Origin of the sequence: Azohydromonas lata NBRC 102462 (assembly GCF_001571085.1) — a bacterium.
Classification (GTDB): domain Bacteria; phylum Pseudomonadota; class Gammaproteobacteria; order Burkholderiales; family Burkholderiaceae_C; genus Azohydromonas; species Azohydromonas lata.
The window spans coordinates 33,447-44,053 of the sequence record NZ_BCTC01000055.1; the positions used below are offsets into that span (position 1 = coordinate 33,447).

10 protein-coding genes are annotated in these 10,607 nt (G+C 67.4%); 6 read left to right on the forward strand and 4 right to left on the reverse strand.

The features are described 5' to 3' along the window. The first annotated feature begins 24 nt into the window (after window positions 1-24). From ALA01S_RS18670 to ALA01S_RS18690, 5 genes are read left to right on the forward strand one after another with little or no spacing between them, the layout of a single operon-like run. The gene (locus ALA01S_RS18670) at window positions 25-2,475 is read left to right on the forward strand and encodes an efflux RND transporter permease subunit (RefSeq protein WP_066339386.1); all 2,451 of its coding nucleotides are present in this window, start codon (window positions 25-27) and stop codon (window positions 2,473-2,475) included. Window positions 2,476-2,504: 29 nt separating this feature from the next. Then, the gene (locus ALA01S_RS18675) at window positions 2,505-3,470 is read left to right on the forward strand and encodes a VOC family protein (protein ID WP_028998275.1); all 966 of its coding nucleotides are present in this window, start codon (window positions 2,505-2,507) and stop codon (window positions 3,468-3,470) included. Between the two features lie 7 nt (window positions 3,471-3,477). Beyond that, window positions 3,478-4,305 (forward strand): enoyl-CoA hydratase/isomerase family protein, encoded by an 828-nt coding sequence (locus tag ALA01S_RS18680; protein WP_066339423.1) that lies wholly within the window; start codon window positions 3,478-3,480, stop codon window positions 4,303-4,305. Between the two features lie 9 nt (window positions 4,306-4,314). Next, window positions 4,315-5,142: an SDR family NAD(P)-dependent oxidoreductase gene (locus tag ALA01S_RS18685; protein ID WP_066339389.1), complete on the forward strand. Its 828-nt coding sequence runs from the start codon at window positions 4,315-4,317 to the stop codon at window positions 5,140-5,142. Between the two features lie 15 nt (window positions 5,143-5,157). Then, window positions 5,158-5,664, forward strand: a complete 507-nt coding sequence (locus ALA01S_RS18690) for a DUF1993 domain-containing protein (RefSeq protein ID WP_066339392.1) — start codon at window positions 5,158-5,160, stop codon at window positions 5,662-5,664. A gap of 274 nt (window positions 5,665-5,938) precedes the next feature. Here the strand turns inward: ALA01S_RS18690 and ALA01S_RS18695 are convergent, their stop codons facing one another. Genes ALA01S_RS18695 through ALA01S_RS18705 form a run of 3 tightly spaced genes read right to left on the reverse strand, consistent with a single transcriptional unit; the run spans window position 5,939 to window position 8,811 of the window. After that, window positions 5,939-7,177 carry an NAD(P)/FAD-dependent oxidoreductase gene (locus tag ALA01S_RS18695; protein WP_066339396.1) on the reverse strand — a complete coding sequence of 413 codons (1,239 nt, stop codon included), beginning with the start codon at window positions 7,175-7,177 and terminating at the stop codon, window positions 5,939-5,941. A gap of 45 nt (window positions 7,178-7,222) precedes the next feature. Beyond that, window positions 7,223-8,413, reverse strand: coding sequence for a thiolase family protein (locus tag ALA01S_RS18700; RefSeq protein WP_066339399.1), 1,191 nt, complete (start codon window positions 8,411-8,413; stop codon window positions 7,223-7,225). Continuing rightward, the gene (locus ALA01S_RS18705; protein WP_066339401.1) at window positions 8,413-8,811 is read right to left on the reverse strand and encodes a Zn-ribbon domain-containing OB-fold protein; all 399 of its coding nucleotides are present in this window, start codon (window positions 8,809-8,811) and stop codon (window positions 8,413-8,415) included. Before ALA01S_RS18705 ends, ALA01S_RS18700 begins: the two co-directional genes overlap by 1 nt. Before the next feature lie 456 nt (window positions 8,812-9,267). On the opposite strand from ALA01S_RS18705, the gene ALA01S_RS18710 reads away from it, so the two are divergent. After that, window positions 9,268-10,047: an SDR family oxidoreductase gene (locus tag ALA01S_RS18710; RefSeq protein WP_066339404.1), complete on the forward strand. Its 780-nt coding sequence runs from the start codon at window positions 9,268-9,270 to the stop codon at window positions 10,045-10,047. Here the strand turns inward: ALA01S_RS18710 and ALA01S_RS18715 are convergent. Further along, window positions 10,029-10,454 carry a VOC family protein gene (locus ALA01S_RS18715; RefSeq protein ID WP_066339407.1) on the reverse strand — a complete coding sequence of 142 codons (426 nt, stop codon included), beginning with the start codon at window positions 10,452-10,454 and terminating at the stop codon, window positions 10,029-10,031. The two genes, ALA01S_RS18710 and ALA01S_RS18715, sit on opposite strands and share 19 nt — an antisense overlap. Window positions 10,455-10,607 lie beyond the last annotated feature (153 nt).

Sequence of the window (10,607 nt, forward strand, 5' to 3'; positions counted from 1 at the left end):
CACCACGATTCAAGGACTCACGCCATGAGCGGCCATACCGAAAACACCGGCGGCATGCCGGTGATCGCCGACCCGCGGGACTTCGACGTCCACTCCGGCAACCGGGCCGAACGCCTGATCTTCAACCACCGTGCCCTGGTGCTGGCGCTGTGCCTGCTGGCCACGGTCGTCTTCGGTTTCTTCGCGCTGAAGCTCGACGTCAATGCGAGCTTCGACCGGATGATTCCGACGTCGAGCCCGTACATCAAGAACTACCTCGACAACCGCAAGGAGCTGCCCGGCCTGGGCAACACCATCCGCATCGTCGTCGAGAACAAGACCGGCAACATCTACGATCCCGAGTACCTCGAGACGCTGCGCAAGGTCAACGACACGCTCTACCTCATCCCGGGCGTCGACCGCTCGTGGATGAAGTCGCTGTGGATGCCCATCGTGCGCTGGCGTCAGGTGACGGAGGAGGGCATCAGCGGCGGGCCGGTAATGCCGCAGGACTACAGCGGATCGCCCGAGTCAATCGAGCAGCTCAAGCTCAACATCACGCGTGCGGGCATCGTGGGAAGCCTGGTCGCCAACGACCTGAAGTCCACGATGATCGTCGCGCCGCTGCTGGAGCTCGATCCCAACACCCGCAAGCCGCTGAACTACGGCGCCTTCTCGCGTGCGCTGGAACAGAAGATCCGCTCCTTCGAAAGCGACAAGGTCGGCGTCCACATCGTGGGCTTCGGGAAGATCGTGGGCGACCTGATCGCCGGCCTGCACGAGGTCATGCTGTTCTTCGGCGCATCGGTGCTGGTGGCGGCGGTATTCGTGCTGGCCTACACGCGCTGTGTGCGCTCCACCGTGCTGCTGGTGACGGTGGCCACGGCGGGCGTGGTCTGGCTGCTGGGGCTGATGCAGCTGCTCGGCTACGAGCTCGACCCGTACTCCATCCTGGTGCCGTTCCTGATCTTCGCCATCGGGCTGTCGCATGGCGCACAGAAGATGAATGGCATCCTGCAGGACGTGGGCCGGGGCACGCACAAGTACGTGGCCGCGCGCTACACGTTCCGTCGGCTGTTCATGGCCGGTCTCACGGCGCTGCTGACCAACATCGTCGGCTTCGCGGTGCTGATGATCATCGACATCCCCGTCATTCGTGACCTGGCGTTGACCACCAGCGTTGGCGTTTCGGTGCTGGTCTTCACCAAGCTCGTGCTGATCCCGGTTTCGCTGTCGTACATCGGTGTGAGCCCCGCGGCGGCCAAGCGCGCGCTGGCCGAGGACCACGACACAAGCAAGGGCAAAGGATTGATGGCCCGGCTGTGGCTGGGACTGGACCGCCTCACCGAGCGCCGTTACGCATCGCTGACCATTGGCGCCGCCTTCGTGGTCACCGCCATCAGTTCGGTGGTGATGATGCAGCTGCGCATCGGCGACCTCGATCCCGGCGCACCCGAGCTGCGCGCCGACTCCCGCTACAACCTCGACAACGCCTACGTCACGGAGCACTACGGCCTGTCCAGTGACCAGTTCGTCGTCATCATGAAGACGGGCGCCGACGGCTGCCGCCTGTACGAGTCGCTGCAGCTCATGGACAACCTGGCGCAGTCGCTGCGCTCGACCGCGGGTGTGCAGACCACGGCCTCGGTCGCCGAGACGACCCGCTTCTTCACCGCCGGCCTGTCCGAAGGCAGTGGAAAGTGGCTCACCATCAGCCGCGACCAGGCCATCACCAACGCCGCGGTCGGTGCCGCGATGATCGCCACGCCTGACATCACCAACCAGGACTGTTCGGTTTCCCCGCTGGTGGCGTACCTGAGCGACCACAAGGCCGACACGCTCGCACGCGTGCTGAAGGTAAGCGAGGACTTCGCGCAGCGCCACAACACCGCGCCCGACGCCAGGACCCCCACGCAGTTCCTGCTGGCCGCGGGTAGCGCAGGCATCGAGGCTGCCACCAACATCGAGGTCGAGCGCGGCATCGTCAAGATGTACCTGGCGGTCTACGGTGCCACCGCGCTGCTGTGCCTGCTGACCTTCCGCAGCATCGCCGCCACGGTGGTCGCGATGATCCCGCTGATCATCACCTCCATCCTGTGCAAGGCGCTGATGGTGTGGCTGGGCATCGGGCTGAAGGTGGCCACGCTGCCCGTCATCGCGGTAGGTGTGGGCGTCGGCGTGGACTATGCGCTGTACCTGCTGAGCGTGCAGATCGCCATGCAGCGCCGCGGCGCCACGCTGGCACAGGCCTACCGTCGCTCGCTGGACTTCACCGGGCGCGTGGTGGCCCTGGTCGGCCTGACGATGGCCGCCGGCGTGATCACCTGGGCTTGGTCACCCATCAAGTTCCAGGCCGACATGGGCATCCTGCTGACCTTCATGTTCCTGTGGAACATGCTCGGCGCGCTCGTGCTGATTCCTGCGCTGTCCCATTTCCTGCTCAATCCCAGGCGTCGTGAGCCCGTGGCCCACGTGCAGCCGCGTCCGGCCGCCTGAACCAACTCTTCGACAACAAGGAGTCGCAAATGTTCGACCTGCTGCTGAGCGCTGACATGATGGTGTCGGATCCCGATGCCATGGCCGACCTGCTGGCCGCCAAGCTGGGCATCCACAAGCACGAGCGGTGGCGCCAAGCCTTCGATGACCACCCGTACATCGCGCATTTCCTGCGCGTGCACAAGTCGCTGGCCGTCTCGCCCACGCGCGTGGAGCCGCAGGGACACCTGGACAAGCCCAATCTGGGCGACCCGATGTTCCACGAGTTCCTGGAAAGCCTCAAGGACTACCAGGGCCGGCATCGCCCCATGCTGACCCACTCCATCGTGCTGGCGCTGCAGGGGGCGCGGTTCGATGCGCTGGTGGAAAAGCTCATGCGGCGACGGCTGCGCTTCCGCATGGCACAACGCACGCCCGACATGCCCTTCGACCGGTTGTGGCTCGGTGCCACGCCTGAGGATCCCCGCTACGACCCCTCGGTCGACGGTGGCCTGTGCATCGAGATCATGCCCACCGAGCCGCTGCAGCTGCCGGCCGACACCTTCGCCACGCCCGCACCCAAGCCCCGCAGCCCGGAGCCCGGCGAGATGGTGCGCGTTTCGGCGCGCGGCTTCCTCGTGCGCAACCTCGACGAGACGCTGCGCCGCTGCTCCGCGAACCTGGACTGGGAACCCCACGGGGCGGTCGAGTTGCTGGAGCGCGAGGGCTACCGTCGCGCGACCATGGAGTTCGCGCTGCCCAACAGTGCCTCCTTGGACGTGATCGAGGCCACGCGCTGGAACGGCGAGGCGGGCCTGTACCTCAACAGCTGGGGGCCGGGTCCGTACTACATCCGCATTGCCGTCAACGGCCTGGCGGCCAAGGCCGAGGACTTGCGCCGGCGCGGCACGCGCTTCACCTGGATTGACGAGTGCGAGGCCGTCGGTGGCAAGCCGCTGATCCGTGTCGAGCCGGCTGACCTGAAGGGCCAGCTCGTCGAGTTCGAGGAGGTCTGAGATGGCCATGACGATGGTTTCCAAGGAGGCCGCCATGGCCGGCGATGCGGCGGTGGAGAGCGCCGTGCGCGTGCAGCGCGAAGCCGGTGTGGGCTGGATCGTGCTCAACCGCCCGGGCCAGATCAACGCCATCAACGACGACATCCGCCGCGGCGTGCCCGCGGCGCTGGCCGAGCTCGAGGCCGACCCAGCGATCCGTGTGATCGTGATCCGCGGCGAGGGCCCGCGCGGCTTCTGCGCCGGCGCCGACATCAAGGAGCAGCGCCAGGCTGAGAACTCCTTGCAGGTGCGCCGCCGCATGGAAAAGGCGCGCTGGATCGAGGCGCTGGACCGCGTCGAGAAGCCCGTCATCGCTGCCATCCACGGTTTTTGCATGGGCGGCGGGCTGGAGCTGGCACTGGCCTGCGACATCCGCTTCGCAGCACCGGACGCCGTGCTGGCGCTGCCGGAGACGGGGCTGGGCCTCATCCCGGGCGGTGGTGGCACGCAGCGGCTGCCGCGCGTTGTGGGCCCGGGCCGTGCCCTGGACATCCTGCTCACCGGCGCACGCATGAGCGCGCAGGAAGCCAGTGCCATCGGGCTGGTCACGCGCGTGGCCTCCAGCAAGGAAGCGTTGCTGGCCGAGGTGACCGCACTGGCGCATTCAATCGCCGCCAAGCCGCCGATGGCCACCGCCTATGTCAAGCAGGCTGCGCGCGCGGCGCAGCAGCTCGACCTCAAGAGCGGACTTGATCTGGAGCTCGACCTCTTTGCGATGCTGGCGCCGATGCAGGACGTCAAGGAAGCGGCGCTGGCGTTCCGCGAGAAGCGCGCACCACAGTTCACCGGCCATTGAGGAGAAGCGATGACAGCAAGACTGGAAGGCAAGGTGGCGATCGTCACCGGCTCGGGCCACGGTATCGGCGCGGAGACCGCTCGCGTGCTGGCGGCGCAGGGTGCGCGCGTGGCCGTGGTGGACATCGAACTGGCCGCCGCGCAAGGCGTGGCAGCGCAGATCGATGCTGCGGGCGGACAGGCGCTCGCAGTGCAGGTCGATGTCACCTCGGAAGAATCGATCCGCGCCATGGTGAGCGCCGTCGTCGAGCGCTTCGGGCGCATCGACGTGCTGCACAACAACGCCGCGGCGCTGGACACTGCGCAACGGCAGGCCGACCGCGACGTGTGCAATGTCGACGTCGCTGCCTGGGACAAGGCGCTCGATGTCAACGCGCGCGGCGCGATGCTGTGCTGCAAGCACGTCGTGCCGCACATGCTGGAGGCGGGCGGCGGATCCATCGTCTTCGCCACCTCCGGCTTCGGCCAGCTCGGCGACGTGACGCTTACCGCCTACGCCGCGTCCAAGGCGGCCTTGATGGCGCTGGCGCGCTCGGTAGCGGCGCAGTATGGCAAGCAGGGCATCCGCTCCAATGCCATCATGATCGGCTTCGTCATCAACGATCATGCCCAGAAGACAGTGCCTGAGGAGATCAAGCAGATCCTGCTCGAGCAGCACCTCACGCCGGAGCTGGGCCGGCCGCGCCAGATCGCCGACGTGGTGGCCTTCCTCGCCAGCGAGGAATCCTCGTTCATCACCGGCGCCGTGATCCCCGTGGACGGCGGCTTCACCAGCCACTCGCCGGCCATGGTGCCGCTGCGCCAGTACTTCGAGCGACAAGGCTCCAACAAGCTCTGAGGGAGAGAACGCACCATGACGATGTCCATGTACGGGGCCAGCGCGCCCGTGTTCGAGCGCATGCTGGACAACCTGCTGACCTGGCTTGTCAAGGCCCAGGCCCATGCCGAGTCCCGGCGCTTTGACAGCGCCAACTACCTCGGAATGCGGCTGGCGCCAGACATGCTCACCTTTGCCTCGCAGGTGCGCATCGCTGCCGACGTGGCCAAGCTCGCCGTGGCACGCCTGGCGGGTGTGGACGCACCAAGGTTCCCCGATGACGAGACGACGCTGGAGGCGCTGGCGCAACGCGTGCGCAACACGCTGGCGTTCGTGCGCTCTATCGATCCCCGGAGCATCGAGGGTTCCGATGCGCGCGAGATCGTGCTGCCTCAGCGCAGCGCAGAGTCGCTGCACTTCACGGGCGAGACTTTCCTGCAGCGCTGGGCACTGCCCAACTTCTTCTTCCACGCCACCACCACTTACGCGCTGCTGCGCCACGCCGGCGTGGACCTGGGCAAGGCCGACTACCTCGGCCTGTGACCTTGGCTGCACCATGCCGGGCCCGCCACCAGGCGGCCCGGCGTGCCACGGGCTCCGTGGGAGCCTGCACGCGCTTGGATAGGGGCAGTGCTTGCCGCCTCACTGGTGCACCAGCCGTGGCTCTCCTGCAGGCCGCTGAGCCTGTTCCCGGTACGGAGCTCCTTGTCCCAGGTTGCCTTGTCGCTGCGTTGCCATGCCGCCAAAGCGGCATACCTCCAGCAGCACGCCGCTTTGCGCGGCTTTTGAACGACGCCTCGACCCAGGCGTGGCGCCGTCAGGCGTTCTCGCGCGTGGCCAGTTCGTAGGCCTTGAGGTCGAATCCCGGCTCGGCAGCCTGCGCCGGCGTGAGGGTCACGGCGCGCGCGAGGATCTTGCGCGAGCTCATGTGGTCCACCGGACGGTTGACCGACTCGACAGCGATCAGGCGCCCCTGGCGGAAGCACAGCACGCTCATCTGCCGGCTCTCGGGCGCGCCCAGCAGCACGGTCTCGTCGTGGCCGTCGGACAGTCCGGCGATCTGCAGCTTGAGCTCGCCCTGGTCGGTCCAGAACCAGGGCAGGGCGGCATAGGGCACGGGTTTGCCCATCAGCCGCGCGGCCACCGAGCGGGCCTGGTCCACCGCGTTCTGCACCGACTCCAGTCGGATAGGCGTGTTCGCGTACGGGCTGGTGAAACTGGCCACGTCGCCGATGGCCGAGATGGCCGGGTCGCTCGTCTGAAGCAGCTCGTCGACACGAATGCCGTTGGCGACGTCCAGACCGGCTGCCACGGCCAGCTCGGCGTTGGGCAGGACGCCGATGCCATAGACCACCAGGTCAGCCTGCAGGTGACGCCCATCGGACGTCTCCACCCCCGTGACCTTGCCGCTCTTGCCGACGATGCGCACCAGGCCTTGCTGCAGGTCCAGCGTCACGCCCCAGCCGCGGTGGGCCTGCGCGAACAGCTCGGACATCGGCCGCGAGAGCGCGCGCGCCATCGGCCGGTCAGCAATCTCCAGCACGTGCACCTTGATGCCCTTGGCCGCAGCCACCGCCGCGAACTCCAGCCCGATGAAACCGGCACCGACCACCACGGCATTCTCGATGCTCCCCAGGCGCGGCGACAGCGCATCGGTGTCGGCCAATGTACGCAGCCCGAACACGCCGTCGAGCTCCACCCCGGGCACGGCTGGCACGCGGTTGCGCGCTCCCGTGGCCAGTACCAGATGGTCATACTCGACACTCGTGCCCGAGGTCAAACGCACGCAGCGATGGGCGCGGTCGATGGCGATGACGCTGTCGTGGAGACGGTCGATGCGGTGCTCGTCGAAGTACTCCGGCGGCCTGAAACGCAGCGCGTGCGCGCCGATCTTGCCCAGCAGGTAGGCCTTGGACAGGGGCGGACGCTGGTAGGGCACGCCCGGCTCATCACCGACGATGGTAATGCGCCCGGCGTAGCCGTCCTGGCGCAGCGAGCTCGCCACCTGGAAGCCGGCCTGGCCACCGCCGACGATCACCACGGAGTTCAAAGACATGGAGGCATCCTTTTTCAGTGCGGGCGCGGGTGGCGCCCTCGCAAGTCAATCCTTTACGAGCAGCAGGCTGCCGCCCAACGGCCCGCCGCCGGCCGCCGCTACCGCCACCTGGTGCGGTGCAATCTGGCGCTCCCCGGCGCGACCCCACAGCTGTGTGCAGGCCTCGTGGACGTAGCCCAACCCGTGGGTGCGTCCGCCCGAGAGCTGGCCACCGTTGGTGTTGAGGGGCAGCATGCCGTCGCGCGCGATGCGGCTGCCGCCCTCGACGAAGCGCCCGCTCTCGCCGCGAGGGCACAGCCCCAGGCCCTCGAGCCAGATCATGGTCAGGATGGAGAAACCGTCGTAGAGCTGTGCACTGCGCACGTCCGAGGGCTTGTAGTCCGTGCGCGACCACATCATGCGGCCGACGTCGAAGGCAGCCATCTCGGTGAACGAGATCTGGTCCCATGACCACGGCTGGTGCAGCGCGGCGCCGATGGCCTCGATGCGAATGGGCGTGTTGCGGCCATCGAGCGCAGCGTCGGCGCGCGAGAGCACGATGGCCGTGGAGGCGTCGCAATGCACGTCGCAGTCGAACATGCGCAGCGGCGTGGAGATCATCTTCGACGCGAAGTAATCCTCCATCGTCATGGGCGTGCGGAACAGCGCCTTGGGATTGAGCGCGGCGTTACGGCGGCAGGTCAGGGCGATCTGCGCCAGCTGCTCGGGCGTGGTGCCGTACTCGTGGAAGTGGCGCTGCGCGTACATCGCCATGAGGTTGATGGCCGAGAGCACGTTGAAGGGCGTGTACCACTGCCAGAAGTAGCTGCTGTCGCGCCCGACGGTCTTGTTGGTCAGCGCGGCCTCTGCCTTGTTCACACGCCGCGCGCTGGCTTCGGTGATGGTCCGAAAGACGAGCACATGCCGGCACAATCCCGCGGCAATGGCCATCGCGCCGTTGATCACGCCCGCCAGCGGACCCGGACCCTCGTAACCGGCGCCGTACCAGTTCACCTTCAGGCCCAGCACGCTCATGAGCGCGTTGGGGCCCACCGGCGAGAAGCTGCTGCCGTTGTTGTTGTCACCGGGCCAGCAGGCGACACCATCGATGTCCTCGCGCCTGAGGCCTGCGTCGGCGATGGCCTCCAGGCAGGCGTCAAGCGTCAGCCGCATGGCCGACTTGGAGGAGGGGCGGCCGACCTCGGACTGGCCGATGCCGGTGATCGCGACATTCTTCTCGTACAGCGGTACGGCCATCACGCGGCCCTCTCGAATAGCGGAATCCACACGTCTTCCTGCGGCTCGAAGGTCACGCGCACCGGCATGCCGATGGCCACCTGTGCCGGGTCGCAGCCAACGATGTTGGTGAGCAGGCGCAGGTCATCCTGCTCGTCCAGGCCGACGATAGCCACCACGTAGGGCTGCGTCAGCTCGCTCGACCACGCCTGGTGGTTGACGGTGAAGGTGAGCACCCGCGCCCGCCCGGACACCGCGCGCGGGGCCACATCGAGGCTGCCGCAGCGAGGGCATACCGGTGCCGGTGGATGAAAGAAGCGCTGGCAGCCAGTGCAGTGGTGGATAAGCAGTTCGCCCCGCGCGCCACCCTGCCAGAACGGCGCGGTGTCTGGCGTGAGGGCCGGGAGCTTGCGTGGCATGGCCTGCTCCGGCTTTCAAGCTGCCGCGCCCGGCAGCCCGGACGCATGACGCTCATCGGCCGGCGAGTTGCACACGCCAGGCGCTGTCGCGGTGGTGCCGCCGGCGCTGCAGTCGAGTTGCCCTCCTGGGGCCAGGAAAAGCCAAGTCCCGGCAGGGCCATCGAGCAGGCGGCGGGGAAGACAGTGGGAGCGGACTTCGGATCGCAAGGGGCTTCCTGGTTGACGTCGTTCGGCACAGGAAGTTTAATTGCTGAACACATTCAGTCAATATGTATAAATCCAAGGGTTTACACCACGCGGCCACCCGGTGGCCGGGCCGGTTGGGCGGGGGCGGGAAGCCCCAGGGCGTGTGCTGCTGCGCCGAGGGCACCCGTGTCCCCGGTGAGCATGACTGCACCGCGCGAGGCCTTGCGGTCCGATGCGTTGGCGTGGCCTGCACCGGGCACTGAACACGACATGGATCTTGGTATTGCAGGACGGCGTGCACTGGTTTGCGCGTCCTCACGTGGTCTGGGGCTGGCCTGCGCAACCGCGCTGGCTCGCGAGGGATGCGACGTCACGCTCAACGGCCGCGACGCAGGGCGCCTGGCCGAGGCGGCCGATGGCATCGAGCGCCTCACGGGGCGAAGGCCGGCCGCCGTGGCCGCCGATCTGGACACTGCAGCCGGACGCAACGCGTTGCTGGCGGCCTGTGCAGAGCCGGACATCCTGGTGACCAACAACGCCGGCCCCGCGCCGGGTACCTTCGCCGACTGGGACCACGACGCATGGCTGGCGGCGCTGGAGGCCAACCTGCTGGCACCCGTGCACCTGATCTCGGCCGTGGTGGAGGGCATGCGCCGCAGGCGCTTCGGCCGCATCGTGAACATCACCTCGGCGGTGGTGAAGACGCCGCGCTTCGGCTTGAGTCTGTCCACCACGGCGCGCACCGGCCTCACGGCGTTTGCCAAGGGCCTGCAGCGCGAGACCGTGGCGGACAACGTGACCATCAACAACCTGCTGCCGCAGCACATCGACACCGGCCGGCAGCAGGAAATGGCCCGGCGCATGATGCACGACCGGGGCATCAGCTTCGAAGAGGCCCGCACATTGCAGACGCGCATGGTGCGTGCGCGCAGGCTTGGCGCGCCGCATGAGCTTGGCGATGCCTGTGCCTACCTGTGCTCGGCGCAGGCGTCCTTCATCTCGGGTCAGAACCTGCAGGTCGACGGGGGCTCCTACGACGCGCTGCTCTGAACGACCGAGCCGTCCTTGAGGTGCGGCGGCACCTTCTGCGCCGCATCGAAATCGATCTCCACTTCGGCCCCGTTGGGGTCCTCGAAGAACACCTGCCATGTGCTCCACGGGCGCGGCAGGCGCAACAGCCGGTAGGTCACGCCTTCGCGCTTGAGCATCTCCAGCGTGGCGACGATGTCGTCGCCATGGAACGCCATGTGGTCGAGCGCACCACGGCGCAGCGCGGGCATGTGCTGCACCTCGACCACATGCAACACCGCCTGCTCCCCGGCATACAGCCACACGCCGCCGATCCCGAAGTCAGGCCGTGCCCCGACCTGCAGGCCCAGCCGCTCATAGAACGCCTGGGTCTGCGCCAACCGGTCCGTGACGACCGTGAAGTGGTCCATGCGTCGAATGCAGTTCATCGAGTCCTCCTGTCCCAGGGTGCCATCATCCTGGCGAAAACCATAAGTTGAACAGAATTGCGCGAAATGCCCAATAACGGCATGATGCGGTTTACCCGATTCCTGCGACGACCCTCGTTGGCCGCCGTCGCGCTTTCACAACGAGGCTTGAGC

Excerpts from the sequence above, each read along its gene's own strand:
- ALA01S_RS18710 (WP_066339404.1), top strand. The coding sequence starts at position 9,268 with ATGGATCTTGGTATTGCAGGACGGCGTGCACTGGTTTGCGCGTCCTCA.
- ALA01S_RS18670 (WP_066339386.1), top strand. The coding sequence starts at position 25 with ATGAGCGGCCATACCGAAAACACCGGCGGCATGCCGGTGATCGCCGAC.
- ALA01S_RS18685 (WP_066339389.1), top strand. The coding sequence starts at position 4,315 with ATGACAGCAAGACTGGAAGGCAAGGTGGCGATCGTCACCGGCTCGGGC.
- ALA01S_RS18690 (WP_066339392.1), top strand. The coding sequence starts at position 5,158 with ATGACGATGTCCATGTACGGGGCCAGCGCGCCCGTGTTCGAGCGCATG.
- ALA01S_RS18695 (WP_066339396.1), bottom strand. The coding sequence starts at position 7,177 with ATGTCTTTGAACTCCGTGGTGATCGTCGGCGGTGGCCAGGCCGGCTTC.
- ALA01S_RS18675 (WP_028998275.1), top strand. The coding sequence starts at position 2,505 with ATGTTCGACCTGCTGCTGAGCGCTGACATGATGGTGTCGGATCCCGAT.
- ALA01S_RS18715 (WP_066339407.1), bottom strand. The coding sequence starts at position 10,454 with ATGAACTGCATTCGACGCATGGACCACTTCACGGTCGTCACGGACCGG.
- ALA01S_RS18700 (WP_066339399.1), bottom strand. The coding sequence starts at position 8,413 with ATGGCCGTACCGCTGTACGAGAAGAATGTCGCGATCACCGGCATCGGC.
- ALA01S_RS18705 (WP_066339401.1), bottom strand. The coding sequence starts at position 8,811 with ATGCCACGCAAGCTCCCGGCCCTCACGCCAGACACCGCGCCGTTCTGG.
- ALA01S_RS18680 (WP_066339423.1), top strand. The coding sequence starts at position 3,478 with ATGACGATGGTTTCCAAGGAGGCCGCCATGGCCGGCGATGCGGCGGTG.